The organism is Streptomyces asiaticus (genome assembly GCF_018138715.1).
Taxonomy (GTDB): Bacteria; Actinomycetota; Actinomycetes; order Streptomycetales; family Streptomycetaceae; genus Streptomyces; species Streptomyces asiaticus.
On sequence record NZ_JAGSHX010000006.1, the window covers coordinates 646688 to 672772 of the forward strand.

The 26085-nt window shown below is 72.5% G+C and carries 25 protein-coding genes; 12 read left to right on the forward strand and 13 right to left on the reverse strand.

Going from position 1 to position 26085, the window contains the following annotated elements:
* Window positions 1-23: 23 nt before the first annotated feature.
* Window positions 24-1196, reverse strand: coding sequence for a PucR family transcriptional regulator (locus KHP12_RS10025; protein ID WP_086883656.1), 1173 nt, complete (start codon window positions 1194-1196; stop codon window positions 24-26).
* A gap of 517 nt (window positions 1197-1713) precedes the next feature.
* Between KHP12_RS10025 and KHP12_RS10030 the strand changes: the two genes are divergently transcribed.
* From KHP12_RS10030 to KHP12_RS10045, 4 genes are all read left to right on the forward strand, one after another.
* Window positions 1714-2439 carry a ferric reductase-like transmembrane domain-containing protein gene (locus KHP12_RS10030; RefSeq protein WP_244203061.1) on the forward strand — a complete coding sequence of 242 codons (726 nt, stop codon included), beginning with the start codon at window positions 1714-1716 and terminating at the stop codon, window positions 2437-2439.
* Window positions 2436-3950 carry an NADH-quinone oxidoreductase subunit NuoF family protein gene (locus tag KHP12_RS10035; protein WP_086883658.1) on the forward strand — a complete coding sequence of 505 codons (1515 nt, stop codon included), beginning with the start codon at window positions 2436-2438 and terminating at the stop codon, window positions 3948-3950. The genes KHP12_RS10030 and KHP12_RS10035 overlap by 4 nt, the downstream gene beginning before the upstream one ends.
* 200 nt (window positions 3951-4150) lie before the next feature.
* Entirely contained in the window at window positions 4151-5131 is a 981-nt protein-coding gene (locus KHP12_RS10040; RefSeq protein ID WP_138916224.1) for an SCO0930 family lipoprotein, read from the forward strand.
* A gap of 92 nt (window positions 5132-5223) precedes the next feature.
* Window positions 5224-5745: a hypothetical protein gene (locus KHP12_RS10045; RefSeq protein ID WP_086883574.1), complete on the forward strand. Its 522-nt coding sequence runs from the start codon at window positions 5224-5226 to the stop codon at window positions 5743-5745.
* A 115-nt stretch (window positions 5746-5860) separates the two neighbouring features.
* On the opposite strand, the gene KHP12_RS10050 is transcribed toward KHP12_RS10045, so the two are convergent.
* Together KHP12_RS10050 and KHP12_RS10055 are read right to left on the reverse strand one after the other, a co-directional pair.
* Window positions 5861-6538, reverse strand: coding sequence for an HAD family hydrolase (locus tag KHP12_RS10050; RefSeq protein WP_086883575.1), 678 nt, complete (start codon window positions 6536-6538; stop codon window positions 5861-5863).
* A 273-nt stretch (window positions 6539-6811) separates the two neighbouring features.
* Window positions 6812-7747: a ScbA/BarX family gamma-butyrolactone biosynthesis protein gene (locus tag KHP12_RS10055; protein ID WP_167442616.1), complete on the reverse strand. Its 936-nt coding sequence runs from the start codon at window positions 7745-7747 to the stop codon at window positions 6812-6814.
* Between the two features lie 105 nt (window positions 7748-7852).
* On the opposite strand from KHP12_RS10055, the gene KHP12_RS10060 reads away from it, so the two are divergent.
* A complete protein-coding gene (locus KHP12_RS10060; RefSeq protein WP_086883576.1) occupies window positions 7853-8494 on the forward strand; it encodes a ScbR family autoregulator-binding transcription factor in 642 nt (213 codons plus the stop codon).
* Here KHP12_RS10060 and KHP12_RS10065 read toward each other — a convergent pair.
* Genes KHP12_RS10065 through KHP12_RS10100 form a run of 8 tightly spaced genes read right to left on the reverse strand, consistent with a single transcriptional unit; the run spans window position 8486 to window position 15944 of the window.
* Window positions 8486-9169, reverse strand: a complete 684-nt coding sequence (locus KHP12_RS10065; protein ID WP_086883577.1) for an SDR family NAD(P)-dependent oxidoreductase — start codon at window positions 9167-9169, stop codon at window positions 8486-8488. The two genes, KHP12_RS10060 and KHP12_RS10065, sit on opposite strands and share 9 nt — an antisense overlap.
* Window positions 9162-10367: a sialidase family protein gene (locus KHP12_RS10070; RefSeq protein WP_086883578.1), complete on the reverse strand. Its 1206-nt coding sequence runs from the start codon at window positions 10365-10367 to the stop codon at window positions 9162-9164. Before KHP12_RS10070 ends, KHP12_RS10065 begins: the two co-directional genes overlap by 8 nt.
* A gap of 14 nt (window positions 10368-10381) precedes the next feature.
* On the reverse strand, window positions 10382-10711 hold the full coding sequence (locus KHP12_RS10075) for an aldo/keto reductase (protein WP_086883579.1): 330 nt from the start codon (window positions 10709-10711) through the stop codon (window positions 10382-10384).
* On the reverse strand, window positions 10708-11616 hold the full coding sequence (locus KHP12_RS10080; protein ID WP_244203051.1) for an ATP-binding cassette domain-containing protein: 909 nt from the start codon (window positions 11614-11616) through the stop codon (window positions 10708-10710). The genes KHP12_RS10075 and KHP12_RS10080 overlap by 4 nt, the downstream gene beginning before the upstream one ends.
* Window positions 11613-12509: an ABC transporter ATP-binding protein gene (locus KHP12_RS10085; RefSeq protein WP_244203052.1), complete on the reverse strand. Its 897-nt coding sequence runs from the start codon at window positions 12507-12509 to the stop codon at window positions 11613-11615. The genes KHP12_RS10080 and KHP12_RS10085 overlap by 4 nt, the downstream gene beginning before the upstream one ends.
* Entirely contained in the window at window positions 12506-13435 is a 930-nt protein-coding gene (locus tag KHP12_RS10090; RefSeq protein ID WP_107471821.1) for an ABC transporter permease, read from the reverse strand. Before KHP12_RS10090 ends, KHP12_RS10085 begins: the two co-directional genes overlap by 4 nt.
* A gap of 1 nt (window position 13436) precedes the next feature.
* The gene (locus KHP12_RS10095; protein WP_086883580.1) at window positions 13437-14366 is read right to left on the reverse strand and encodes an ABC transporter permease; all 930 of its coding nucleotides are present in this window, start codon (window positions 14364-14366) and stop codon (window positions 13437-13439) included.
* 3 nt (window positions 14367-14369) lie between these two features.
* Window positions 14370-15944, reverse strand: coding sequence for an ABC transporter substrate-binding protein (locus KHP12_RS10100; RefSeq protein WP_086883581.1), 1575 nt, complete (start codon window positions 15942-15944; stop codon window positions 14370-14372).
* A gap of 252 nt (window positions 15945-16196) precedes the next feature.
* Here KHP12_RS10100 and KHP12_RS10105 point away from each other — a divergent pair, with 252 nt between their 5' ends.
* The 4 genes from KHP12_RS10105 (at window position 16197) to KHP12_RS10120 (ending at window position 21328) form a co-directional block, all read left to right on the forward strand.
* Window positions 16197-17816: a four-carbon acid sugar kinase family protein gene (locus KHP12_RS10105; RefSeq protein WP_107471822.1), complete on the forward strand. Its 1620-nt coding sequence runs from the start codon at window positions 16197-16199 to the stop codon at window positions 17814-17816.
* The gene (gene pdxA, locus KHP12_RS10110) at window positions 17813-18868 is read left to right on the forward strand and encodes a 4-hydroxythreonine-4-phosphate dehydrogenase PdxA (protein WP_210610294.1); all 1056 of its coding nucleotides are present in this window, start codon (window positions 17813-17815) and stop codon (window positions 18866-18868) included. Before KHP12_RS10105 ends, pdxA begins: the two co-directional genes overlap by 4 nt.
* Before the next feature lie 58 nt (window positions 18869-18926).
* Window positions 18927-19703: a DeoR/GlpR family DNA-binding transcription regulator gene (locus KHP12_RS10115; RefSeq protein ID WP_086885011.1), complete on the forward strand. Its 777-nt coding sequence runs from the start codon at window positions 18927-18929 to the stop codon at window positions 19701-19703.
* A gap of 656 nt (window positions 19704-20359) precedes the next feature.
* A complete protein-coding gene (locus tag KHP12_RS10120) occupies window positions 20360-21328 on the forward strand; it encodes an alpha/beta hydrolase (protein ID WP_210610293.1) in 969 nt (322 codons plus the stop codon).
* A 48-nt stretch (window positions 21329-21376) separates the two neighbouring features.
* Here KHP12_RS10120 and KHP12_RS10125 read toward each other — a convergent pair whose 3' ends face one another.
* Entirely contained in the window at window positions 21377-21967 is a 591-nt protein-coding gene (locus KHP12_RS10125) for an HhH-GPD-type base excision DNA repair protein (RefSeq protein ID WP_086881408.1), read from the reverse strand.
* Window positions 21968-22127: 160 nt separating this feature from the next.
* On the opposite strand from KHP12_RS10125, the gene KHP12_RS10130 reads away from it, so the two are divergent.
* Both KHP12_RS10130 and KHP12_RS10135 read left to right on the forward strand, forming a co-directional pair.
* Window positions 22128-22913 carry a SigB/SigF/SigG family RNA polymerase sigma factor gene (locus tag KHP12_RS10130; RefSeq protein ID WP_086881410.1) on the forward strand — a complete coding sequence of 262 codons (786 nt, stop codon included), beginning with the start codon at window positions 22128-22130 and terminating at the stop codon, window positions 22911-22913.
* Between the two features lie 107 nt (window positions 22914-23020).
* Window positions 23021-23689 carry a dienelactone hydrolase family protein gene (locus tag KHP12_RS10135; RefSeq protein WP_086881409.1) on the forward strand — a complete coding sequence of 223 codons (669 nt, stop codon included), beginning with the start codon at window positions 23021-23023 and terminating at the stop codon, window positions 23687-23689.
* Between the two features lie 218 nt (window positions 23690-23907).
* Here KHP12_RS10135 and KHP12_RS10140 read toward each other — a convergent pair whose 3' ends face one another.
* Entirely contained in the window at window positions 23908-24981 is a 1074-nt protein-coding gene (locus tag KHP12_RS10140) for an ATP-dependent DNA ligase (protein WP_086881269.1), read from the reverse strand.
* A 78-nt stretch (window positions 24982-25059) separates the two neighbouring features.
* On the opposite strand from KHP12_RS10140, the gene ligD reads away from it, so the two are divergent.
* Window positions 25060-26064: a non-homologous end-joining DNA ligase gene (gene ligD / locus KHP12_RS10145; protein ID WP_086881270.1), complete on the forward strand. Its 1005-nt coding sequence runs from the start codon at window positions 25060-25062 to the stop codon at window positions 26062-26064.
* The last annotated feature ends 21 nt before the right edge of the window (window positions 26065-26085 follow it).

The following is a 26085-nucleotide window of genomic DNA, read 5'->3' on the forward strand; positions in this document are numbered from 1 at the left end:
CCTTCTGTTGGCGAAGGCCCTGCTCAGAGTCCGTTGACGCGCGCCTCCCTGGCGATGCCCAGCGGCCGGACACCGGGGGGCGCGCCGGTACGGGTCCGGCGGCTCACCCGGGACGCGTGGCGCCGTATCCGGTCCATCTGCGCCATCAGCCTGCGGCCGCGCAGCGCCATCTCCAGCTCGAAGCGTATTCGGGGGTCCCGGAGGCCGGGCCCGAAGAGCTTCTCGATCTGGCGCAGCCGGTATCGCACGGTCTGCGGATGCACCTTGAGGGCCTTGGCCGCCTCCGGCGCGCCACCGCCCTCCAGCCACGCCAGCAGCGTCATCTGGAGGCGCTCGCTCTGCCGGGGGGTCAGCCCGACGAGCGGCTTGAGCCACCGGGCGGCCAGCGCCCGGACCAGCGACTCGTCCTGGAGGAGCAGCAACATCGACAGATGGTCGTCGACGAAGAGCACCCGGGCCTCGGGGCCGGAGCGGGCGGGCGCCAGGGTCAGCAGGCGCCGGGCCCAACGCACCGAGGAGGCCGCGTCGTTGAGCGGCACCACATGGCCCACGGCCGCGGTACGGCCACGCAGCGCGGTCTCCAGCGCCGACCGGGTGCCGGGCTCGGCGGGGGTGGGTTCCCGCTCCGGGTCCTTCTCGCCCTCCTGGGCGGCGGCGGTGCCGGGGTCCGCGGTGGGTCCCGGGTCCGCGTCCGGGTCGGGGATCAGCAGGCACAGCTCGTCGCCGACCGCGCCGATGAGGGTGTCTCCCAGCACGGCGGCCAGCTGCGGCGCCTCGCCCGGGGTGGGCAGGGCGATGGCCTGCACCGTCTCGGGAAGCGGCCAGCGGGCGGCCCGGGAGAGCTCCACCAGGGTGCGCTCGGAGACCGCCACCTCGCCGATGAGGGCCTCGAACAGATCGCGCCGGGCCCGCTCGGGCGGCACCTCGGCCAGCGTCTCCTCACCGGAGGCGGCGGCCTGCTCGCCCGCGCCGTCCTCGCCCGCCTTGCGGTGGCCGAGTGCGGTCAGGAGAGCCTGCTCGACTCCCCATCGGACCTTGTCTCGCTCAGAGTCCTCCAGGAGTTCGGCGAATCCCGGAATTCTGTGCCGAAGGTTCTCAACCACCTCGTCGGCCAGGGACGGGAGTTCATTGCGCAGCACACGGGTCCACTCGCCACGGGGGCGGGACCAGATGCGGTTCACGAGTTCGCCCATCATTACCTCGTTCTTGCCGGGGGGAGACCTGGCCGTTGGGGGGTCGGTCAGGTCCGTGGAGGTTGCCTCCGTCACCGGTTCGTCCAGTACCGGTCAGGGAGTCGAGGGTCCTCCGCTACGTCATAGAGGACCCCGCCCCCTCCCGGTCCCGGCACTTTGCCGGTTCTTTGCCATTGAGACGACAGTGGATCAGCCGGGGACGGTGTGGGCACGGTTCGTCCACTAGAAGTTGTCACGTTACGACAAATCTTATGGAGATCAGGTGTACTTCCGAGAAGCTGCTGCCCCCAAGACGACTTTGACGTATCTCGTCACCCGCGCGAATCCGCGCGATCGGGAGGCTCCAATGTCCATGTCCCAAACGCCGCTCCCCTCCTCGCAGGGGCGTCACGGGGGACGCCGAGCTCGTGGCGGACGACGAGCCGCTCGCCGGACCCAGCAGCATGATCCATCCGGACTGGGATGGCCACGCCATATCCGGATCTACGCCGTCGTCGGCTCCATCGCCCTGTCCCTGTACGTGACATGGAGCGCCGGCGCGTTCTCGAAGATGTTCGTGTTCCTCGACTTCGGCGCGGGTGTGCTCGCGCTGGTCTGTCTCACCTCGGCGGTGCTGTGGGGGCTCGCCGCAACCGACCAGATGATCCTGAACTCCAAACAGCGGCTGCTGGCCCAGGCCATCCACCGGGCGGCCGCGGTCGCCGGACTGCTCTTCCTGGCCGTTCACATCTGGGTCAAGGTCGCGGAGAGCCACACCAGCGCCGCGGCCATCGCGATACCGTTCGCTGACGCAAATCAGCCGGTGCTGATCGGGCTCGGCACCATCGCCGGCTATCTCTTCGTGATCGCCGCGGTGACCGGTGCGGCCCGCAGCTCGTTCGCCTCCAGGGGCAACTCCCGCTGGCGCTACCGCTGGTGGCGGGCGCTGCACGTGGGCGCCTACCCCGCGTGGTGCGCCGCGCTGATCCACGGTCTGAAGGCGGGACGCGCCGCCAAGATCTGGGCGACCTACGGCTACATCGCGGCGCTCGCCGGTGTGGCCATCGCGCTGTGGCTGCGGCTGGTCCAGCGGCGGCGCCAGGACGTCGACCGGGCGGACGGCATCGAGGTCAGGAACCCTCCGGCCCGCAGCATGCAGGAGGGCCGGACCCGGCGGTCCGATCCCGCCGTGCCGCGCCCCCGTTCGGGCGAACCCGGACGGCGTGACAGTCAGCCGCTCGGCGCCTCTCGCGGGTGGGACCGGTGATCACGACCAAACCCAGGCTGGCCTGTGTCGATCCGCCCCGGCTGCTGGCCGGGCTCGACGAGGTGTACCGGCTCGACCGCGTCGGCCATCTGACCGTCCATGGCACCATGCCCGCCCTCCGGGCGGACGAGCTCGTGGCGCTCGCGGAGAACATCGATCTGCGCGGGCGCGGCGGCGCCGGATTCCCCTTCGCCAAGAAGGTCCAGGCGGTCGTGGAGTCGGCCGGCCGGCGCGAGGGCCGCTGCACGGTGGTCGTCAACGGCAGCGAGGGCGAGCCCAGTTGCCTCAAGGACACCGCGCTGCTGCTGCACACCCCGCATCTGGTGATCGACGGCGCCGTGCTGGCCGCCGAGGCGCTGGGCGCCGAGGAGGTGGCCATCGCGGTGCACCGCGAGGATGTCGAGGAGTCAGTGGCCGCCGCGATCGCCGAGCGCGGCCCCAGTGGCGTCCCGGTGGGGGTGAGCCGCACCCCGGACCGGTTCGTGGCCGGTGAGGGCGGCGCGGTCATCAACGGCATCAGCGGCGCCCCGGCCATCCCCAACGGCCGGAAGATCCGGACCAGCGACAGCGGGCTCGGCGGACTGCCCACCCTGCTGTCCAACACCGAGACCTTCGCCCAGCTCGCGGTGGCCGCGCGGATGGGCGCCCTGCCGTACCGCTCGGTGGGGCTGCCCACCGAGCCGGGCACCACGCTGCTGACGGTCGGTGGCAAGTACGTCATGGAGACGCCCACCGGGGTGCCGCTGACCTACGTCCTGGAGCTGTGCGGGCTCACCCCCGGTCAGGCGGTGCTGGTGGGCGGCTACCACGGCAAGTGGCTGGACCCCAAGAGCATCAACGCCGCCACCATCTCCCGGGAGTCCATGAAGAAGTACGGCGCCCGGCTGGGCGCCGGCGCGGTGCTGCCCATCCCCGAGAACACCTGCCCGCTCGGCGAGACCGCGCGGATCGCGCGCTGGCTGGCCGCCGAGACGGCCGGTCAGTGCGGGCCCTGCTTCATCGGGCTGCCCGCGCTCGCGGACGCCATCGGCCAGGTGGAGCGCGGCGGCGGCCAGTCCTCGATCGACAATGTGCGCGCCTACGTCAACTCGGTGAAGAAGCGCGGGGCGTGCAGCCATCCCGATGGCACCGCCGGTTTCGTGACCACCGCGCTGGACGCGTTCCCCGAGGAGTTCGAGGCGCATGCGCTCGGCGCCGGCTGCGGACGGCCCACGATGGGGGTGCTGCCGCTGCCGGAGGACGCGCTGCCGCTCGCCCTGCCGCCCGCCCCGCTGAACCCCGGGGCGCGCGACGAGCGCCGCCAGCGGGGGCCGATGGAGAAGCTCCTGGTGGACTGGTCGCTGTGCCAGGGCCATGGGCTGTGCGCGGACATCCTGCCGCCCGAGGTGCTGACGCTCGGGATCGACGGCTATCCGTCCTCGGCCAGCATGGAAGTGCCCCGGCAGCTGCGGGCGCAGGCGGTCCGCGCGGTCCGCCGCTGCCCCGCCCTGGCGCTGCGCATCGAGGAGTAGCCGGGGGACGATCAGCCGCACCACCGACACCGCGACGGCCGTGAGGAACGGCCGTCGACTGCTGTGCGCTCAGCGATCCGGCGAATTTTGCGTCCGGTGACAAATTCGCAAGCCGCTGAACGCCGGTCCGCACGGGCTCCGTATGGACATGGCGTCGGCGCAATCACCGCCGGACCGATCGAGACTGTAGAGGAATGGTCATGGAGAAGCGGCGTCACATCGCATTCGCCGGGGTGTCGGTAGCGATGGTTCTGCTGACGGCGGCTTGCGGCAGCAGCAAGGACAACAGCGCGGGCAGCGCCAATGTGCAGCCGGCGGGTGGCAGCCAGACCGTGGGTGCGGGGGCCTCCGCGTCGGCGGGCGCGGGGGCCGCGGCCGGGGCCGGCGGCGGGTACGAGGCGGGCGGTGACACCGGTGCCGGGGCGGGCGGCGAGGCCGAGCGCACCGGTCCGGCGAAGCAGCTGGCGGTCAAGGAGGACGCCAAGCTGGGCAAGTTCGTCACCGACAGCAAGGGCTGGACGCTCTACCGGTTCGACGAGGACACCCCCAAGCCGGCCAAGTCCAACTGCAACGACGACTGCGCCACCAAGTGGCCCGCGGTGCCCGCGGACGACGCCGCGGCCACCACCGGTATCGAGGCCGGCAAGCTGGGCTCGGTCACCCGCGCCGACGGCACCAAGCAGCTGACCCTGGCGGGCTGGCCGGTCTACCGCTTCGCGGGCGACAACAAGCCCGGTGACACCAAGGGCCAGGGCGTGGGCGGCACCTGGAACGCGCTGGCGCCCGACGGAAAGCCGGCCGGCAAGACCGCGGCCGCGGACGACAGCCTCCAGCTGATGGTCAACAACAACGCCGAGCTGGGCAAGATCATCGTGGACGGCAAGGGCATGACCGTCTACCGGTTCAACAAGGACAGCGCCTGGCCGATGAAGACCGGCTGCCTCGGCGCCTGCCTGGACACCTGGAAGCCCGTCAAGGCCGTGGACACCACCAAGGTGGCCGGGCTCGACGCGGCGAAGGTCACCTCCTTCAAGCGCCCCGACGGCACCAAGCAGGCGGCGTTCGACTGCTGGCTGCTGTACACCTTCACCGGGGACAAGAAGCCCGGTGACATCAACGGCCAGGGCGTGAAGGGCACCTGGTTCGCGGTCACCGACAAGGGCAAGAAGGCGGGCCAGTAAGGGAGACAGCCACTACTTTTGGTCCACCGCGGCGGGTGGCCCGAGGCATCAGAGCCCGGGCCGCCCCGCCGGATTTTCTACGGGAGGTTGTTGTGTCACTCGCTCTCCGTGCCACCGCGGTCGGCGCGGCCCTGTTGTTTCTGGCCGGCTGCGGTGGAGGCGATCGGACACATGGCGCCGGCCACGAGGAGAAGAAGGTGTCCCCCGCCACCAAGGAGTTCGCCAAGCCCGGGAAGCCCGCGCAGCTGACGAAGATCGCCGACGCCATCGGCTGCAAGGCCACGATCATCACCGAGGCGGAGGAGCTGCGTCAGGGCTCCTGCGGATCCGGTCAGAAGCGGTTCACGATGGTCACCTTCGCCACCGACAAGGGCCAGCACGACTGGCTGACCACGTCGAAGGACTACGGGGGCATGTACCTGGTCGGCAAGCGCTGGTCGGTCACCGGCCTGTCCATGGGCTCGCTGGAGCCCCTGCGCGAGAAGATCGGCGGATCCCTCGAGAAGGGGATGTCCATGTCCCACGGCGGATCCCATGGCGGGGCCAAGTCCGGGGGCGGCATGGAGGGCATGGACGGCTCGGCGAGCCATGCGGGTCACGACGGGAAGAAGTGACCCGCGGCCCCCGCCGACCAGGCGATGAGCGTGGCTCAGACAATGAGCCTGGCTCAGACAGTGAGCCTGGCTCAGACAGTGAGCCTGGCTCAGGCGGTGAGCGTGGCTCGGCCCCTCAGGCCACCCGGGAGTCCGCCCACTTGACCAGGTCCGGGTCGGCGAGGGTGGAGACCCACACATCGACCGGCGGAGGCTCGTCCACCGGCTTCCGCGGGCCCACGCCGAGCACCCTCAGCCCGGCGCGCGAGGCGGACAGAAACCCGCAGTGGGAGTCCTCCACCGCGAGGGCGTCCTCGGGGGCCGCCCCGCACAGCCGGGCGGCCTCCAGATAGACGTCCGGGTACGGTTTGGGCCGCACGTCCCCCTCGGGGACCAGCACATGGCCGAAGTACCGCAGCAGCCCGGCCTTGGCGAGCCCGTCCTCGACGACGTCCCGCGGGCAGTTGCTGGCCACGGCCAGCGGTGCGAAGACGGCCGCCTTCGCGACCAGTTGGGGCGCCCCCGGCATGGTGACCGGGTCGTCGGCCACCAGCCGGCGGAAGGCGTCCAGGAGTTGTCCGGTCATTTCGTCGGCGAGTTCGGGGCGACCGGCGAATTCGGCCAGCATTCGGCCGCATTCGGTGTAGTGGAGCCCCTTCGTGCGCCGCGCGAACTCCTCGTCGGGGGCGGTTCCATGGCTTCTGAGGACCACTTCGCGCGCCTCCTCCCAGTGTCGTTCGGAATCCATCAGGGTGCCGTCACAGTCGAAGACGATGGCGGCTGGGGTCCATCCGAGAAACTTTTCGGCTGTCATCTGTCTGCCGTTCCATGGGAGGTGGAGGAATCGGCGCAGGGGATGCCTGTACCTGCGGGAGCCGCGCGGTGGAATTCGACCGGGCGGCTCATGAGGGCGCTGTGCGCCGACCGCTGTTGTCGTACAGGCCGTGGGGTTCGCCTGCCCGAAACATAACGATCACTACGTTAGTTTGATGACCCGCAGTAAGCAAGAGGCTACGGAGCGTCGGCGATTTGTTCGTCGTTCAGTCTGTTCGTCGTCACATTGTTCGTCGCACGGCGTGTTCGTCGCTCAGAGGTACCGGAGCACGCCGACCGCCGTGCAGATACCGGCCTGACGCAGCCGGAAGACACACGTCCGGCCGTGGGAGGTGCACTCGACCACGGCCGGCGGATACGACTCGGTGAAGCGGATCGCCTTCATGCGGCAGGCGACCGGCCGGGTCAGCGTCCCGCCGGTGGCCAGCGCCGCCGCCTGCCGGGCGCCCTCCAGCAGCACCAGGCCCGGCATATGGTCGCTCCAGTGGTCGAAGAAGAACGGATGACGGGGGTCGGCGGGGTCGAGGTAGACCACTCCCCCGTCCCGCACCACCAGGACGTCCCGGGCCGCCGGAACGGCCAGTTGCGCAGGTGAGGGCCGTACGGCGGCACGCAACCTGCGGCGCGCGGTGTGCCCGTGGGCGGCGGCCCGGGTCTCCGCGTAGGTGGTGCCGTCGAGGAAGCGCGCGGTGCCCCCGGCCCATGCGAAGAGCTTGCCGCCCGCCGACAGCACGACATCCAGCCGCATCCCGGTGACGAAGCGTCCGCAGGGGCTGGTGCGGATGTCGGTGACGGCGGCCCGGCAGGTGATGTCGGAGGCCCCGTACGGCGCCCGGGGCTCGGTCTCGGGGTCCAGCCGGTAGGAGATGTCCCGGATCAGGAAGTGCGCCCCCGCGGGCACCGCGTAGTACCGCGTCGGGATGTAGATCCCCAGCTCGCGCAGGGTTTCCGCGATCATCAGCGGATGATGGCGGCCGTCTCCGCCGTGCGGGAAGGTGGGATGGGACCTCGGCCACTGGGCCGCGGCCTCGAACCGGTTGTCACCGTGGTTGCGCACATCGGTGAGCAGCACCTCGGCCACCGAGACCCGGTGCACCGCCTCCCGCGCCACCGTGCGGGACCAGCTGAGCGGCCGCCCGGTGGGACCGGACGGCTCCGAAAGGCCATGAGCCTCACGAACGATCACCATAAAATACTAATAATGTTTGACCTGTCTCGCCTCATCACCATCTCAGGCCGAAAGTCCGCTAAGTTCTCCCCGTCACATCCGACGGGGAAGGACGGCGAACACCACGTGCAAGAACGGGCCGAGCAAACACGCCGATCCCTTCTGGAGGCCGCAGCGTTCCTTTTCGACGAACGGGGATACGCGGGCACGAGCATCAGCGACATCACCTCCCGGTCCGGCCACACCAGCGGCGCGATCTATTTCCACTACACGAGCAAGGAAAGGCTCGCCCTCGCCGTGGTGGAGGAGCACTTCGCCACCTGGCCCCCGCTGATCGAGCGCTTCGCCGCCCTCGACGCCCCGCCCCTGGAGCAACTCGTCCGGCTCAGCTTCGCGGTGGCCCGCGCCTTCCGCGATGACATCGTGGTGCGGGCCGGAGCCCGGCTGTGGGCCGAGCGCACCCTGATCGAGGCGCCCATGCCACCGCCCTTCGTGGGCTGGATCGACGCGGTGGGGCAGCTGATGGAGAAGGCGCGCGCCGAGGGCGATCTGGCCACGCATGTCGATCCGCTGCCCGCCGCCCGGACCGTCGTGTGCGCCTTCTTCGGGCTGCACACCGTCTCCGAGGCGCTCGACGGGCGGCGGCTGGTCGAGGACCGGCTGGCCGATCTGTGGACCCTGCTGCTGCCCTCCCTCCAGGCCCGGCCCGGGGACGCATCGGGCCTGCTGGCGCTCGCCCGCGCCGACGCCGCGCCGCCGTCAGAGTGAGGCGCCCGCGCACATCACCAGCGTCTGGCCGGTGACCGCGCCGCCCTCCGGGCCCAGCAGGAACGACGTCAGCCCCGCCACCTCCGCCGGACGGACCAGCCGCCCCAGCGGTGGCATCACCGGCGGGGTGCGGCTCCGGCCGGGGTCCCGCAGCATGGGGGTGTCCGTCGGCCCCGGCGCCACCACGTTGACCGTGACCGCCCTCGGCGCCAGCTCGGCCGCCCAGGACCGGGCCAGGGCGGGCAGTGCCGCCTTGGTGGCGGCGTACTGGCTCTTGCCGGGGACACCCGTCATCGTCCTGCTGCCCACCAGCACCACCCGCCCGCCGTCCGCGACCCGGTCCACCAGCGTGTCCACCAGGACGCCCGCCGCCTGCACATGGATCCGCCACATGAGGGACCCGTCCTCGGGGTCGAGCTCCCCCAGCCGCGCCGAGCGCTGAACGCCCGCCGCGTGCACGATCGCGTCCACCCCGGACACCGGGGCGAGCACCTCGGGGAGGGTCTCCGGGCGGGACAGATCGCCCGGGATCCAGCGCAGCCGCGTCACCGGATGCGCGGGGGCCGTACGGCTGATCCCGGTGATCCGCCACCCCTCGTCCAGCAGGCGGGCGGCGATCGCGGCGCCGATACCGGAGCTGACACCGGTGACCACGGCGTGGCGGGGCTCAGCCATCGGCCGCCCAATCCGGTGCGACGCGGACGTACTTGATGGCCTGGCGGTGGTAGGTGTACGCGATGTGCAGCGTGCCGTCGGCCCCCTGCCGGATGGTGGGGTAGGACAGCTCGCGGTTGAGCCGGTCGCGTGAGTTGTTGGTCAGACAGTGGCCGTCGCCGGTGTCCAGATCGCGCCGTACGGGCCAGGTCAGGCCGTGGTCGGAGGAGAGCGCGAGGGTCATCGGGGCGCGGGGCGCGCCCCAGAAGGCGCCGGGCGCCGAGTCGTCCGGTGTGGCGGCCGGGGCCGGTGTCTCTCCTGTCCGCCCCTCGTCGTCGATCTCGTCGTAGAGGGACACCCGGCGGGCCGTGGCGTCCGCGCGGCTGCTGTGGTTGTAGACCAGCGCGAGCCGCCCGTCGGCGAGCGGGACGTACTGCACGGAGGAGTTGTTGTTGGGCAGTTCGGTGCGGACCGGCTCGCTCCAGGTCTCCCCGCCGTCGGTGCTGTGCGAGCGGTACACCGCGTCCGCCCAGCGGCTGCGGAAGAGGGCCAGCAGGGTGGTGTCCGGCAGTTGGTGCACATTCATGTGCACACAGCCGGTCGAGCCCGGCACCGGCCGCTCGCGCCAGGTGCGCCCCTGGTCGTCGCTGATCATCACCGCGCTGGTGTCGCGGTCGCCGACCCATCTGACGCCCGGGGTGGCCACGCAGTGGAACACCGGCAGCAGCCACCGCCCCGAGTCCAGAACGGCCACCGGCTGACGGATGAACACCCCGCCCGCCTCGGTGGCCGGGAACAGCGTACGCGGCGCGCCCCAGGTGGCGCCCGCGTCGGCGGACACCCGCAGCCGGACCTCGGCGGTGTCCTGATCGCCCGCACGCTGGGCGGTGTACAGCAACCACAGCTCCCCGGCGGGGGTGGGGAACAGCAGCGGGTTCTGCTCCGAGCGGGTGTCGTCGTCCGAGAGCCGGACCGGCTCGGTCCAGGTGTCGGCCCCCGGGACGAGCCGGGAGAACCACACCGAGATGTCCGGCACGCCCTCCTGCGTACCCCCGAACCACACACACCCGAGGTCCCCTGCGGGCAGCACGGTGAGGTTCGCGGCATGGTTCTGCACGGCGGGCGCGGGCAGGAACGCCTCCTGTAGCCCCGGGTCCCCCGGGCGCGCCCGAAGCCGCCCGTCCGTCAGCGGTATCGCGGTGTCATCGTCGGCGGTCATGTTCGCCGGGCTCCTCATGGTTGTGGCGATACGGGTTCGGGGGAACTACCGGTTGTACGCGGGCATCGGCCCCCGCGGCCCAGGTCGACATGGTCGGTGCCCAGGCGGCGCAGGCTGCCCTCGAGGGCCGCGCGCAGGCCCGCGTAGGCGTTCGCGGTGTCCACGCCCGTCACCCCGGCGTCCAGCGCGATGTCCAGCATCGCGGCGGCGCCCGCGCGGTCCACCGTGTCGCCGAAGGTCATGGTGCCGAGCACCAGCCGCGAGAGCGGCACCGGGATGCCCGGCAGGGCGACCCCGCCGGGCGACGCCTGGCTGGTGGTGTGGGTGTGTGGATGCGCGTTCACTGCGTCGCTCCTGGTTCCTGGCCGGCCGCGATGGGTTCTTGCGCAGTCGCGACGGATTCCCGGTCGGCCGCGACGGACTCCTGGTCGGCCGCGATCGCGGACACGAGGGCGCGCGGTTTGCGTCCCCGCATGGTCGTCGGGTCGAGCGCCGCCCGTCGCAGCGCCCGGGTGCAGGGGTCGGCGGGCGCGGAGAGCACCGTGTCGGTGGGCCCGGATTCGACGATCCTCCCGGCGCGCATCACCACCACCTCGGAGCTGATCTCGCGGACCACACCGAGGTTGTGCGAGATGACGATGTAGGCGAGCCCCTGTTCGGCCTGGAGCTCCCGCAGCAGCTGGAGCACCTGGGCCTGTACGGAGACGTCCAGCGCGGAGGTGGCCTCGTCGCACACCAGCAGCTCGGGGCCGCTGGCCAGGGCGCGGGCGATGCCGATCCGCTGCCGCTGACCGCCGGAGAACTCGGCCGGGCGGCGCTGGAGCGCACCGGCGGGCAGCCCGACCTGGTCGATGAGGGCGGCGGCGCGGCGGGCGCGTTCGGCCCCGGAGCGCACGCCGTTCAGCCGCAGCGGCTCGGCCACGATCTCCTCGGCCGTCAGATGCGGGTCCAGGGAGCCGTACGGATCCTGGAAGACCATCTGCACCCGCTTGCGCAGCGGGCGCAGCCGCCGCTCGGGCAGGCCCGCGATATCGGTTCCGTCGAGCAGGATCCGGCCCCTGGTGGGGCGCAGCAGCCGGACGATGGAGCGGGCGATGGTGGACTTGCCGCAGCCGGACTCGCCGACGATGCCGAGCGCCCCGCCGGGCGGGACGGCGAAGCTGACGCCGTCCACCGCGCGGAAGACTCCGCCGGCGACCGGGTATTCGACCACCAGGTCCTCGACGGCCAGCAGGGGTGTGGGGCTCACAGCGCCTCCTCGGTGACGGCGGCCGCGGGGGTCTCGTCCCAGGGGCCCAGGGTGGGCACGGCGGCGAGCAGATCGCGGGTGTACCGCTCGCGGGGGTGGTCCACGATCTGTTCCACCGGTCCCGACTCCACGAAACGGCCGTCGCGCATGACGTGGATGCGGTCGGAGACCAGCCGGGCCACCCCCAGGTCGTGGGTGATCATCAGGATGCCGATGCCGGTGCGTTCCTGGAGCTCCATCAGCAGGTCGAGGACGCCCGCCTGGACGGTGACGTCGAGTGCCGAGGTCGGCTCGTCGGCCACCAGCAGCCGGGGCTCGGCGGCCAGGGCGATGGCGATGAGGACGCGCTGGAGCATGCCGCCGGAGAACTGGTGGGGGTAGGCGCCCCAGCGGGTCTCGGGGCGGGGGATCCGCACCCGGCCGAGCAGTTCGACGCCCTTGGCGCGGGCGTCGGCGCGGGACATCCCCGGGTGGCGCAGCCGGAGCGCCTCGCCCAGCTGACGGCCGACCGTGTGCACCGGGCTGAGCGCGGTCATCGGGTCCTGGGGGATCAGGGACACCCCGCGGCCACGGATCCGCCCGGCGGCGGTGGCGTCGGCGATGACGTCGGCGCCGAAGATCCGGGCGGTTCCGGAGAGGACGGCGAGCCCTTCGGGCAGCAGCCGCAGCAGCCCCATCGCGGTGGTGGACTTGCCGGAGCCGGACTCGCCGATGATGGTCACCGTCTCGCCGGGGCCGATGGTGAAGCCGACCCCGTCGACCGCACGCACCACACCGCGGTCGGTGATCAGCTCGATCTGGAGGTCCTCGACCTCCAGCAGCGGGACGCTCGCCGGGGTGTTCGCCGGGGCGCCCGTCGGAGTGCTCGTCGGAGTGCTCGTCGTGTCGCTCATCGGGAGCCCTCCGTCGTACGCCGTCGGGTGCGGTCGCGCAGTCCGTCGCCCAGCAGGTTGACCCCGACCACCAGCAGCACGATGACGAGGCCGGGCAGGGTCACCAGCCACCAGGAGGTGGTGATGTAGTCCTGGCCGTCGGAGATGATCCGGCCCCAGGTGGCGAACGGCCGCTGGGGGCCGGCGCCGAGGTAGCTGAGGGCGCTCTCCAGCAGCACCGCCTGGGCGAGCAGCAGCAGGACCACGAGCGATGCCTGGCGGACGATGTTGGGGATGACATGGCGGGCCAGGATGACGATCCGGGGCAGCCCCAGCACCTGGGCCGCGGCCACATACGGCTTCTCCCGCTCGACCAGCACCAGGGACCGGGTCAGCCGGGCCACCTCGGGCCACTGGGCGATGGCGATGACGCAGGTGATGACGGTGACGGACGGGCCGAAGAGGGCCACCACGAGCAGCAGCATCATCAGCAGCGGCAGCGACATCTGGGCCTCCAGCAGCCGGGAGACGACGGCGTCCACCCAGCGGCCGTAGTACCCGGCGGCGGCGCCCGCGACGATGCCGATGAGGCCGGAGACGACGACGGCGAGCACCCCGACCGTCAGGGACACCTGGCCGCCGTGCAGCACCCGGGAGAGCACATCGCGGCCGAGCTGGTCGGTGCCGAAGAGATGGCCGTCGGTCAGCGGGGCGAGCCGGCGCCGGGAGAGGTCCTGGTCGCCCGCGCCGGGCAGGGGCAGCACCTGGGCGAGGGCCACGGGCACCACCACCAGCAGGGTGCACACCGCGCCCGCCCACAGCTTCAGGCTCGCGCTGCGGCGGCGCCGGGTGGCGGTGGCGCGGGCCAGATCCCTGGCGGTGACCGCGCTGGCGCGGATCCCGGGGCCGGCCTTGGCGGGGGCCGGGGGTTCGAGGGCGCCTTGCATCTCAGGCCGCCTTTCCCAGGCGTACCCGCGGGTCGAGCAGCGGGTACGCCAGGTCGATGAGGAGTTGGACGAGGACCGCCAGCGCGGCGGTGACCAGCACGGTCGCCTGGATCAGCGGATAGTCGCGGGTCTCCAGGGCGCGGACGACCAGCGAGCCGACCCCGGGCCAGCCGAAGACCACCTCGACCACCACGACTCCGTTGAGCATCGCGGCGAACCGGGTGCCGAGCGCGGTGAGCACCGGGATGGCGGAGTTGCCCATGGCGTAGCGCCAGGTCAGTACGCGGGTCGAGACCCCGCGGGAGCGGGCGACGGTGACGTACGGCGAGGCGAGCGCCGCCACCATCTCCCGGCGGACCAGCCGGGAGATCAGCGCCATCTGGAGGATCGCCACGGTGACGGTGGGCAGGATCAGTCCGCCCCAGGTGGTGAAGCCGGATGCGGGCAGCACCGGGACGGCCACGGCGAAGAGGGTCAGCAGCATCACGCCGATCCAGAAGTCCGGCATGGACTGCCCGGCGATGGTCAGCACATTGGCGCCCAGCTCCCGCTTGGTGTCGGCCCGGCGGGCCATCCACACGCCGAGCGGCACGGCCACCACCGTGGTCAGGGCGATCGCGGAGAGGGAGAGGGTGATGGTGTACGGCACCCGGTCCAGCACCACGTCCAGGGCGGGCGCGTGGAAGGAGTAGCTGGTGCCGAGGTCGCCGGTGAACAGATCGCGCAGGAAGAGCCCGTACTGGGTGAGCAGTCCTCGGTCGAGGCCGAACTGCTCCCGGATCCGGGCGAGGTCCGCGGTGGAGGGGTTGGGCCCGGCCAGGGCGGCGGCGGGGTCACCGGGGGCCATCCGGACCAGGACGAAGACGGTGGAGAGGGTCAGGAAGACGGTCAGGACGCTCTGGCCCAGGCGGCGTATCAGATAGCGCGTCACGGCTCAGCCCTCCAGACGCACGGCGGCGAGGTCGTAGGAGTTGAGCTGGAGCAGGCCCACATCGCGCACCCGGGTGCGGCGGGCCAGCACCACATCGGGGACGAAGGCCCACAGGCAGGGGCGGGTGTCCCAGATCTGCCTCTGGACGGCGGCGAGTCGCTCGTTCCGCGTCTTCTCGTCGGTTTCGGCGGAGGCGTCGGCCAGCCGGGTGGCGATCCGGGGGAAGACATAGCCCTGGTAGGTGTCCCGGCTCCGCTCCTTCTCCGGAGTGCCGCCGTACATGCCCTGGAGGCTGGTGGAGGCGTGGCCGGTGGGGACGGAGAAGCCGTTGCCGAGGACGTCCCAGTCGCCGCGGCGGCCCTGCCGCCACTGCTGGATGTCGCCGCCCGGTTCGAACTGCTGGAGGCCGGCGCGGACGCCGACCCCGCGCAACATCTCCAGCACGGCCTCCATCACCGAGGTGTCCGCGGGGAACTCGCCCGACTCCCAGATGATCTTCACCTTGAGATCGCTCGCGCCCAGCGCGGCGAGGCGCTTGCGGGCCTCGCCGGGGTCGTGGACGTAACGCCCGGTGCGTACGGCCCCCTTGAGGGCGAGCGGGACGACGCCCTCGGCCTGCTGGGCCGAGTCGGTGAGCACATCGCGCACCAGGGCCTCGCCGTCGATGGCGTAGCTGAGCGCCTCGCGCACCCGGGCGTCGGCCAGCGGATGTCCGCGTGGCTTGCGGAAGTTGAAGAACAGCTGGTTGACGCGGGTGCCCGAGGTGCGGTCCAGGCGCACCCCCGGCAGGCCCTTGAGCTGCTCGGCGGAGTCGGGGGTGATGGTGTCGATGACGTCCAGCTCACCGCTGCGCACGGCGACGACACGGCTGGACTCCTCGGGCACGAAGCGCACCCGGACCCGGTCCACGGTGGGGCGGCGGCCCCAGTACCGGTGGTTGACGGCGAGGGTGTACTCGCCGGTCCCGGAGTTGGCCGAGGTGACCACGTACGGGCCGGAGCCCGCCCCGCCGGACAGCTCCTCGGGCCGGTTCCCGGCGGCCGGGCTGATCAGGATGTTGGCCATCAGCTGGTCGAGGATGGGGACCGGGCGCTTGGTGTGCAGCCGGAAGGTGCGCCCGTCGACCGGCTCGACGGTGGGCAGCTCGGGGAAGAGGCCGACGATGAACGAGCCGTTGACGCCCGCGTACATCTTCAGCGCGGTCGAGACGTCCTTGACGGTGACCGGAGTTCCGTCGGAGTAGCGGACCCCCTCGCGCAGCCGCACCGTCCAGGCGGTGGGCTCGGTCATCTCGAAGCGGTCGGCGAGCACGAGTTCGGGGCGGAGCCCCTTGCCGATCCGGGTCAGCGCCTGGCGCACCGCGCGCTGCACGGTGACCGCCGCGTCGAACTGGTTGAGCTTGTTGTCCAGGCTGACCAGCGAGCGGTTCAGCCCGAGACTGATGGCGCCGGGCCCGGGGGCGCCGGTGGGGCCCGCGCATCCGGTGAGCGGGGCGAGGGCGATACCTGCTGAGGCGCCTGCTCCGAGGCGCAGCACGGACCGGCGGCTGAGGGCCGGAGCGTAGGGGATACGGGTCATCGTTGACCTCTCGGCGTTCCTGAGGCGAGCGACGTGTCGGGCGAGCTACCGGCTCGCTCGACCCGTGCGGCGCCCGGATGAGGGCCGTACGGGTCGAAGTGTCGCGGCGGTCACCGTGACATGGCTGCGCGCTTTACGCAATACTTCTCGCGCACTTCGCGCAACGTATGTCATCATCGGGGCCACGGAGACGATGCCCACGGTGGTGGGCCGCTCCGCCTGTCATGGTCGCTCGAGGAGGTACCGGTGGACATGACACCCAGCCGGAGACTGCTGGCCATCGCGGATGACCTGTCGGGCGCCGCGGAGGTGGCGGCCGCGGTGCGCTCGCGCACAACACGCAGCCGGGTGCTGCTCCTCGGGGCGCCGGGCGCCGCCGGTACGGCAGCGGCCCTTCGCCCCCGCCATACCGGCGAGGCGACCGTCCTGGACCTGGACTCCCGGTACCGCCCGGCGGCGGAGGCGGCGGAGGCGGTCCGCGAGGCGCTGCGGATGTCCTGGCCGGACGGGGACGGCCGGGGCGGCTCGGGTGCGCTGGACGCCTTGGACACCTTGGACACCTTCGTCCTGAAGAAGATCGACTCGCAGCTGCGGGGCAATGTCGCCGCCGAGATCGCCGCCCTGGCGGAGGGCGGTGCGGGGGTGGTGCTCGCCCCCGCGCTGCCGATCGCCGGGCGCGTGGTGCGCTCGGGGGTGGTCCACATCGGCGGAGTGCCGCTCCACGAGGGCGACGCATGGCGCGCCGAGGCCGTCCCGCCGCCCGCCTCGGTGGCCCAGGCGCTGGGCGGCCTGCCCAGCGCCCTGATCCCGCTCACGACCGTACGGTCCTCCCGCCCCACCCTGCTCACCGCCCTGCGCGCGGCCGCGACGGCGGGACGGGTGGCCATCTGCGACGCGGAGACGGACGCGGATCTCGACGCGATCGTCGGGGCATCGCTCGCGGACGGCCCCGGGATGCGACTGGTCGGCTCGGGCGGCCTGGCCCTGGCCGTGGGCCGCCACCTGGCGACGGCCTTTTCGGTCACGGGGGTCCCGGCCGCTCCGGGCGCCACGGGCCCGGTCGCGAAGGACACTGGGAGCCCGGCCGCCACGGGCCCGGCCGCCCCTGGCGCCACGGGCTCGCTTGCCACCGCCGTCGGGGGCCCGGCCGTCTCGGACACCTTGGGCCGGGGCGCCCCCGACGCCACCGGGGCTTCGGCTCTCGCCACACCGGCGGCAGCCGCGTCGACGGACGGACCAGCCGCGCCCTCGGCGCACGCTGCGGGCGACCCCGACGCGGCCACGCCCTCGACGAACACCGGGCGGCCCGTGCTGGTCGTCGTGGGTACGGCCGAGCCGGCCGCCGTTGAACAGGTCCGGCGGCTGATCGAGGACGGGGCAAGCCATCAACGGCTTCCGCTTGCGGGGCTGTTGGCCGACGGGCCCCCGGTGCGGCTGCCCGCGCTGACCGCCGCCGTCACCGTCGTCTCCCTCGGCGCCTCGCCCGGGTCCCCGGGCCGGACACCTCCGTACGAGGCGGTGCCACTCCCCTCCCCCCGACCGGCGCCACCCTCCGTCGGCGAAGCCGAGCCCGGGTCCGGGCGGCGGCTGGTGCACGGGCTCGCCCGCGCCGTCCGTGCGGCCGTCGCCGCGCACCACGGGGCCGTCGACCTCGTCCTGACCGGTGGCGAGACGGCGCGCCGGGTGCTGGACGCCCTGGCGGTGACCGAGCTCGACCCGGTCGGCCAGGTGCACCACGGCGCCGTCCATCTCCGCACCCCCGACGGGCGGTCCGTCGTGACCCGACCGGGCAGCTTCGGCGATCCCGACTCCCTGCGCCACATCGTCCAGGCGCTGCGCCCCCACTCGACCGAACGGAAGGTCACCTCATGAACCCCTCCCCCCACCTCGCCCCCACCGGGGCCGCTGGTGCGGACACCGATCCCGCCCCGCTTCCGCTGATCGCGGTCACCATGGGCGACGGCACCGGCATCGGACCCGAGGTGGTCGTCCCCGCGCTGCTCGACCCGGACACCCTGCGGCGCTGCCGGCCGGTGGTCATCGGGGACGCGGAGCGGCTGCGGCAGGCCGCCCGGCTGCGCGACATCGCGTGCGAGGTCGTCACCGTGGCCGCGCCCGGCGAGGCGGCGTTCACCCCGGGCCGGATCAACGTCATCGACCTCGGGCTGCTCCCCGCCGATCTGCCCTGGGGCGAGCTCTCGCCGGTGGCCGGGGACGCGGCGTACCAGTACATACGGACCGCCGCCGAACTCGCCATGAACGGTGAGGCGCAGGGCATCTGCACCGCCCCGCTCAACAAGAAGGCGCTGCACGCGGGCGGCCATGTCTTCCCCGGCCACACCGAGCTGCTGGCCCATCTCACCGGGGTCGAGGAGGTGTCGATGATGCTGGCCACCCCCACGGTGAAGGTCATCCACGTCACCACCCACATCGGGCTCATCGACGCGGTCAAGAAGATCGAGCCCGGTCTGGTCGAGCGCACCGTGCGCCGCGGCCATGAGGCGATGGTCCGCGCCGGCACCCCCGAACCGGTCATCGGGGTGTGCGGGATCAATCCGCACGCCGGTGAGAACGGCCTGTTCGGCTACGGCGAGGAGGAGGAGAAGATCGTGCCCGCGCTGGAGGTACTGCGCGCGGACGGCATCGACGCCCGCGGCCCGCTCCCCGCCGACACCGCCTTCTTCCTGGCCGGGCGCGGGGACTACGACCTGATCGTGGCGATGTACCACGACCAGGGGCACGGCCCGGTCAAGGTGCTGGGCCTGGAGGCCGGGGTCAATCTGACCGTCGGACTGCCGGTCATCCGCACCTCCGTCGACCACGGCACCGCCTTCGACATCGCGGGTACCGGTGTGGCCGACGCCGGTAGCATGATCGAGGCGCTGCGGCAGGCCGCCGAGATGTCGCCGTCCCCCGCCCGCTGACGCGGGGAGCCACATTGAGGAACGCGAGGCCGAGTCCACGGTGAAGAACGCGAAAGACATGCCGGTGAACGGAGCGCGAGCCCGGCGCGACCAGATCGTCCACCTGGCCACGACCACGGGTCTGACCAGTGTGGAGGAGCTGTCCCGCGCCTTCGGGGTCACCGCCTCCACCATCCGCCGCGACCTCGCCCAGCTCACCGCGGACGGCCGGCTGGCGCGGACGTACGGCGGGGCGATGGCCCTGGTGGCCCACCCGGAGGCGTCGCTGCGCCAGCGCACGGGCGAGGCGTTCGAGGCCAAGCGGGCCATCGCGCACTGGGCGGCGTCGACGGTGCGCGCCGGGGAGACGGTGCTGCTCGACGCCGGTTCGACCGTCGGCGCCCTCGCGCATGAACTGCGCACCGCCGAGGGGCTCACGGTGGCCACGACCGGGCTCACCGCACTACAGGAGCTCGCCGATGTGGAGACCGTGCAGGTGGAATGCCTCGGCGGTACGCTCCGCCCGCTGAGCCAGAGCTTCCTCGGCCCGCTCGCCGAGGCCGCCCTGGAGCGCATGACCTTCGACCGGGTCTTCCTGGGCGCCGACGGGGTGACGGCCGAACACGGCATCTGCGAGGCGGATCTGCGCCAGACCCGGCTGAAGGAGCTGATGGCCCGCCGGGCGGAGGCGGTGTACGTCCTGGCCCACTCGGCGAAGATCGGCCGCCGCCCCTTCCACACCTGGGTACGGCTGCCGCCCGGCTGGACACTGGTGACCGACGGCGACGCGGACCCGGCAGAGATCCGCGCACTACGCGCCCAGGGGGTCGAGGTCACGGTCGTCGAAGGCGAGTGAGCCGCGCACATCATGCGCGGTCCGCGCACCCGTCGTACGTACGATGTGGGTGAACGAGGGATGGTCCGGATTTCGCATTCCGGGATCCGGATCAGGAAAACGTCGCCTGGCGACAGCGCGACCGCCGAGACCATGCGTACACCCCAGGGGACCGGGGCACCCGCCCCGGAAGTGACGTGGCCACCAGCCCAAGAGCTTTGGAGGACACCGTGGCACGGCAGACCGACCCGACCCCCATCCACCCGACGCTGCGAGACCCCGGGCCGCCGTCTCCGACCCCGTCGCCCGGTCCGGGCGGTCCCGAACCGGGTCCCGCACCGGGCCCCGTGCCCGGACCGCCCCCGGGCCCGCCGCCCGACCCGATTCCCTCTCCCCCGCCCGAGCCGCCGCCGAACCCCACGCCCGGCCCGCCACCGGACCCGTCCCCCGATCCGGTGCCGAAGCCGCCGGGCCCGGATCCGGTCCCGGACCCCTCACCGGCGCCCGGCCCCGTGACCCCGTGAGCTCCTTGACCCGGTGAGTCCCTTGTCCCGGGAGCTCACCGGGCCGGTGGGCTCCCGGGTGGCGTAACAGCCCCGGGTGGCGTAACAGCGGTGGGTGCCGCGGTGGCCGGGGTGAGATCGTCGGACGGAACCGGACCGGCAAAGGAGAAGCAGATGGCCACCACCGCTCCGGCCCGCCCCGTCCTCGAACCCGCCGCCGCGGCGTTCGCCGAGGCCACCGCCAAACCGCCGTATCCGTACCAGCTGACGCCCGCCGAGGGGCGTCGCACGCTCGACGAGGTGCAGTCGGGCGAGGTGCCCAAGCCCGAGGTGGACGAGGAGTGGATCAGCGTCGGGGGCATCCCGGCGGGTGGCGTCAGGGCGCGGATCGTGCGCCCTCCGAAGGCCGTCGGCACCCTTCCGGCGATTCTCTACATCCACGGCGCGGGCTGGGTGTTCGGCAACGCCCACACCCATGACCGGCTGGTCCGGGAGCTGGCGGTCCGGGTGGGCGCCGCGGTCGTCTTCCCCGAGTACGACCTCTCCCCCGAGGCCCACTACCCGGTGGCGCTCGAGCAGAGCTACGCGGTGGGCCAGTGGATCGTGGCGCACGGCGAGGGCGCGGGGCTCGACGCCTCCCGGATCGCGGTGGCCGGGGACTCGGTGGGCGGCAACATGGCCATCGCCCTCACCCTGCTCGCCAAGGAGCGCGGCGATCTGCCGCTGGTGCGGCAAGTGCTCTTCTACCCGGTGACCGACGCCGCCTTCGACACCGGCTCCTATGAGCAGTTCGCCGAGGGCTACTTCCTCACCCGTGAGGCGATGAAGTGGTTCTGGGACCAGTACACCACCGACCCGGCGCAGCGCTCCGAGATCACCGCCTCCCCGTTGCGCGCCACCCCCGAGCAGCTCGCCGGGCTGCCGCCCGCCCTGGTCATCACCGGCGAGGCGGATGTGCTGCGCGACGAGGGCGAGGCGTACGCGGCCAAGCTGCGGGAGGCCGGGGTGCCGGTCACCGCCCTGCGGATGCAGGGGATCATCCATGACTTCCTGATGCTGGACCCGCTGCGCGACACCCGGGCCGCACGGGCGGCGCTCGCCCTGGCCGTGGACACCCTGCGGGACTCACTGGACACCGCCTGAAGGACCTCGCCCCGAATGGTCTGAAGGACCCGCCCCGAACGCCCCGCCTCAGGTGCCGCCCTTCGCCTGCTTCGCCTGCCGCTTGAGCTCCTGCTTGTGGGCGCGGACCTTGTCCAGCGACTCGGGCCCGGTGATGTCGGCCACCGAGCGATACGCGCCCTCCTCGCCGTACGCCCCGGCCGCCTCGCGCCAGCCCTCCGGCCGCACCCCCATCCGCTTGCCCAGCAGCGCGAGGAAGATCTGCGCCTTCTGCTTGCCGAAACCGGGCAGCTCGTTCAGCCGCCGGAGCAGCTCCTGGCCGGAGGGGTCATCGCGCCACAGGGCGGTCGGATCGCCCTCGTAGCGCTCGGCCAGATACCGGCACAGCTGCTGGACGCGCCCCGCCATCGAGCCCGGGTAGCGATGCACGGCGGGCTTCTCCGACAGCAGCGCGGCGAACGCCTCGGGGTCGTGGGCGGCGATCTCCTGGGCGTCCAGGTCGTCCCTGCCCAGGCGCCGCGCGATGGTGTACGGACCGGAGAACGCCCATTCCATGGGCACCTGCTGATCGAGCAGCATCCCGATCATCAGGGCCAGGGGGTCGCGCTCGAGCAGGGCGTCCGCCTCGGGCTGCTGGGCGAGACGAAGGCGTGCGTTCATCCCGCGTGGATACCCCGCCACGACTGCGACGAAGCACCTGAAACCCGATACCACCCAAAGGCGCTCATACCATCACCAATTTGGTCGAATTGCGAGGTGTGAGGGCCCATGCGAATCTGGTGGCGACCGCCGTGACATCGGACCACGGAGGCGAGTGACCATGTCAGCAACCGCGACTCGCCAACGACGCCATGACGACACTCCCGACACCGGCGGTGCCTTCCTGCGTCTGTCCCGGCTCCCGTCCGGGCCCGAACGCGACGCGCTGCGCGAGGCGATCATCTGCGCCTGGCTGCCCGTCGCCAAACGCCTGGCGCTGCGCTTCCGCAACAAGGGCGAGAACATGGAGGACCTCACCCAGGTCGCCTCGCTGGCCCTGGTGAAGGCCGTCGACCGCTACAACCCCGACCTCGGCCATGCCTTCCCCTCCTATGCGATCCCCGTCATCACGGGTGAGCTCAAGCGCCACTTCCGCGACTATCTGTGGACGCTGCACATCCCCCGCAACATCCAGGAGGTCCGCTCCCGCACCCGCTCCGCGCGCGACACGCTGGAGCAGGAGCTCGGCGGGCGCACCCCCACCATCCACGAGATCTGTCTGCGCACCGGTATGCCCCAGGAGGATGTGAAGGCCGGCCTGGAGGCCAGCGCCTCCTGCACCCCGCTCTCCCTCAACGCCACCGTACAGGGCGCCGAGGAGCGGCTGCTCGCCGAGACGGTGGGCGCGGACGACGCCGCCATCGAACGCGTCGTCAACCGCGAGGCGCTGCGGGTGCTGATCGCCGAGCTGTCGGAGCAGGACCGTTACGTCCTCTATCTGAGGTTCTTCGCGGGGCTTTCGCAGAGCCAGATCGGTGAGATCCTGGGCTTCTCCCAAATGCACATATCCCGCCGGCTCTCCCGGCTCTACAGCGAGCTGCGGCAAGGGCTCATGGCCTACGCCTAGCGACGCTCATGGCCCACGCCTGGCGACCGCACCAGCCCGTCGCCCGGCGGCGGCCCGTCCGCCCAGCGGCGGCACCCGCCCGCGCAACCCCCGGCAGGAGGTGGCCGATGCGCTCCGAGACCGCCCGTATCGCCGCGGACGACGCCATGCTCGTGGGCGAGCTGGCCCTTCCCGAGCAGCCCATCGGCGTCGTCGCGTTCGCCCACGGCAGCGGCAGCTCCCGGCACAGCCCGCGCAACCGCGCGGTGGCCCGGGTGTTGCAGGACGCGGATCTGGCCACCCTGCTGTTCGATCTGCTCACCGAGGCCGAGGAGCGGGTGGACGCGATCACCGCCGAACTGCGCTTCGACATTCCGCTGCTGGGCCGCCGGCTGGGGGCCGCCATGAACTGGCTCGACGAGCACCCGGCCACCTCCGGGCTGCCGGTGGGGTTGTTCGGCGCCAGTACGGGCGCGGCGGCGGCGCTGACGGCCGCCGCGGAGCGGCCGGAGCGGGTGGCGGCCGTGGTCTCCCGGGGCGGACGGCCCGATCTCGCGGGCGGCGCGCTGAACCGGGTGCGGGCGCCGGTGCTGCTCATCGTGGGCGGTGACGACCACGAGGTGCTGCGGCTCAACCAGCAGGCGGCCGCCATGCTCGCCGCCCCGCATGAGATCCATGTGGTGCCCGGGGCGAGCCATCTCTTCGAGGAGCCCGGCACCCTGGAGCAGGCCGCCGAGGCGGCGCGCGACTGGTTCGTACGGATGGCCAGGCGCCCGGCGCGGGGCGGCAAGCGGTGACGCATGGCGGCTAAGCGGCTGGGGGGACGCCTGCGGCGCGCTGGTCCCCTCCCCGCCCCTTCCCGAAACCGGGGCTCTGCCCCGGGCCCCGAAGCTGGGGCTGTGCCCCTTCCCGTTACCAGGGGCTTCGCCCCTGGACCCCCCGGAGCTCTGGGGCGGAGCCCCAGTTGAGGGAAGGGGCGGGGAGGGGAGCAGCCCGCCGCAGGCGTCAAGCGTGGCTACGACCCCGGGGCCGAGCCCAGCACCTGCCGCAGGTCGTAGGAGACCGGCTCCTCCAGCTGGTCGTAGGTGCACTGCTCGGGCTCGCGGTCCGGCCGCCAGCGCCGGAAGCGGGCGGTGTGCCGGAAGCGGCGGCTCTGCATGTGGTCGTAGGCCACCTCACAGACCCGCTCCGGGCGCAGCGGCACCCACGACAGGTCCTTGACCCCGGTCCAGCGGCTGGGCGCGCCCGGCATCCGGCCCTGGGCATGGGCCTCCTCGCGCGCCCAGTCGGCCCACGGGTGGCCGTCGACGGTCGCCATGCGCAGCGGCTCCAGCTCGGCCAGCAGCTCCTGGCGGCGGCGCGCGGTGAAGGCGGCGCTGACGCCCACGTGCTGGAGGCGGCCGGTGTCGTCGTACAGGCCGAGCAGCAGCGAGCCGATGCCCTGGCCGGATTTGTGGACGCGGTACCCGGCCACCACGCAGTCGGCGGTGCGCTCGTGCTTGATCTTGACCATCACCCGCTCGCCGGGGCGGTAGCGGAGGTCGGGGCTCTTGGCCACGACGCCGTCGAGCCCCGCCCCCTCGTAACTCTCGAACCACTGCCGGGCCACCTCGAGATCGTCGGTGCAGGGGGCCAGGTGCACCGGTTCCCCGGCGTGGCGCAGCGCCTCGGTGAGCGCCGCGCGGCGCTCGCGCTGCGGGGTGTCCAGCAGCGAGGCGTCGCCGAGGGCGAGGAGGTCGAAGGCGACGAAGCCGGCCGGGGTGTGCTCCGCCAGCATCCGCACCCGGGAGTCGGCGGGGTGGATCCGCTCCAGCAGGGCGTCGAAGTCCAGCCGCCCGCCGCGCACGATGACGATCTCGCCGTCCAGGACGCAGCGCGGCGGCAGGTTGGCGAGCAGCGCCTCGGCCAGCTCGGGGAAGTAGCGGGTGAGCGGCTTGGTGGTGCGGCTGCCGATCTCGATCTCGTCCCCGTCGCGGAAGACGATGGCCCGGAAGCCGTCCCATTTGCCCTCGTAGACCATCCCGGGCGGGATGGTGGCCACGGCCTTGGCCAGCATCGGCTCGACGGGAGGCATCACCGGAAGGTCCATGACCTCCGATTGTGCTCCTGTGGCGGGCCGGGCGCCCGCCGGGAGGCGGCCCCGGGCGGGCGGGCCTAGCGTGTCCGTATGGGAGAGTCGGTGGAGCTCACGGTCGGTGGCCGCGCGGTGCGGGTGACCAACCCCGGGAAGGTGTACTTCCCGGAGCGCGGGTTCACCAAGCTGGACCTCGCCCGCTACTACCTGGCGGTCGGCGAGGGCGCGCTGCGGGCGCTGCGGGACCGGCCGACGACGCTGGAGCGCTATCCGGACGGGGTGGACGGGGAGTCGTTCTTCCAGAAGCGGGCCCCGAAGAACCTCCCGGAGTGGATCCCGACCGGCCGGATCTCCTTCCCCAGCGGGCGGCACGCGGACGAGATCTGCCCCACCGAGACGGCCGCCGTGGTGTGGGCGGCGAATCTGGGCAGCCTGACCTTCCATCCGTGGCCGGTGCGGCGCGAGGACACCGAACACCCCGATGAGCTGCGGATCGACCTCGATCCGCAGCCGGGCACCGACTACGAGGACGCCGTCCGGGCCGCGGGAGAGCTGCGCGAGGTGCTGGACGAGCTGGGGCTGCGCGGGTGGCCCAAGACCTCGGGCGGCCGGGGGCTGCACGTCTTCGTCCCGATCGCGCCGGAGTGGACCTTCACCCAGGTGCGGCGGTCCGCGATCGCGATCGCGCGGGAGCTGGAGCGGCGGGCTCCGGAGCGGGTGACCACCAAGTGGTGGAAGGAGGAGCGCGGCCAAAAGATCTTCGTGGACTACAACCAGACCGCCCGCGACCGCACCATCGCCAGCGCCTACTCGGTGCGCCCCCGCCCCCATGCCCCGGTCTCCGCGCCGCTGCGCTGGGAGGAGGTGCCCGACGCCCGGCCGCGCGACTTCGACCTGGCCACCATGCCGGTGCGCTACCGCGAGCTGGGCGATGTGCACGCGGACATGGACGAGCACACCTTCCGTCTGGAGGCCGCGCTGGAGCTGGCCGCGCGGGACGAGCGGGAGCACGGTCTGGGCGACCTCCCCTATCCGCCGGAGCATCCGAAGGCGGCGGGCGAGCCGAAGCGGGTGCAGCCGAGCCGCGCCAAGAAGTGATGGCCGGATCGGCGCGTCTGC

Coding starts and splice junctions, on each gene's coding strand:
- KHP12_RS10025 (WP_086883656.1), bottom strand. CDS start 1,196: ATGATGGGCGAACTCGTGAACCGCATCTGGTCCCGCCCCCGTGGCGAG.
- KHP12_RS10040 (WP_138916224.1), top strand. CDS start 4,151: ATGGAGAAGCGGCGTCACATCGCATTCGCCGGGGTGTCGGTAGCGATG.
- KHP12_RS10050 (WP_086883575.1), bottom strand. CDS start 6,538: ATGACAGCCGAAAAGTTTCTCGGATGGACCCCAGCCGCCATCGTCTTC.
- KHP12_RS10055 (WP_167442616.1), bottom strand. CDS start 7,747: ATGGTGATCGTTCGTGAGGCTCATGGCCTTTCGGAGCCGTCCGGTCCC.
- KHP12_RS10065 (WP_086883577.1), bottom strand. CDS start 9,169: ATGGCTGAGCCCCGCCACGCCGTGGTCACCGGTGTCAGCTCCGGTATC.
- KHP12_RS10070 (WP_086883578.1), bottom strand. CDS start 10,367: ATGACCGCCGACGATGACACCGCGATACCGCTGACGGACGGGCGGCTT.
- KHP12_RS10085 (WP_244203052.1), bottom strand. CDS start 12,509: ATGAGCGACACGACGAGCACTCCGACGAGCACTCCGACGGGCGCCCCG.
- KHP12_RS10090 (WP_107471821.1), bottom strand. CDS start 13,435: ATGCAAGGCGCCCTCGAACCCCCGGCCCCCGCCAAGGCCGGCCCCGGG.
- KHP12_RS10100 (WP_086883581.1), bottom strand. CDS start 15,944: ATGACCCGTATCCCCTACGCTCCGGCCCTCAGCCGCCGGTCCGTGCTG.
- KHP12_RS10105 (WP_107471822.1), top strand. CDS start 16,197: ATGACACCCAGCCGGAGACTGCTGGCCATCGCGGATGACCTGTCGGGC.
- pdxA (WP_210610294.1), top strand. CDS start 17,813: ATGAACCCCTCCCCCCACCTCGCCCCCACCGGGGCCGCTGGTGCGGAC.
- KHP12_RS10115 (WP_086885011.1), top strand. CDS start 18,927: ATGCCGGTGAACGGAGCGCGAGCCCGGCGCGACCAGATCGTCCACCTG.
- KHP12_RS10120 (WP_210610293.1), top strand. CDS start 20,360: ATGGCCACCACCGCTCCGGCCCGCCCCGTCCTCGAACCCGCCGCCGCG.
- KHP12_RS10125 (WP_086881408.1), bottom strand. CDS start 21,967: ATGAACGCACGCCTTCGTCTCGCCCAGCAGCCCGAGGCGGACGCCCTG.
- KHP12_RS10130 (WP_086881410.1), top strand. CDS start 22,128: ATGTCAGCAACCGCGACTCGCCAACGACGCCATGACGACACTCCCGAC.
- KHP12_RS10135 (WP_086881409.1), top strand. CDS start 23,021: ATGCGCTCCGAGACCGCCCGTATCGCCGCGGACGACGCCATGCTCGTG.
- KHP12_RS10140 (WP_086881269.1), bottom strand. CDS start 24,981: ATGGACCTTCCGGTGATGCCTCCCGTCGAGCCGATGCTGGCCAAGGCC.
- ligD (WP_086881270.1), top strand. CDS start 25,060: ATGGGAGAGTCGGTGGAGCTCACGGTCGGTGGCCGCGCGGTGCGGGTG.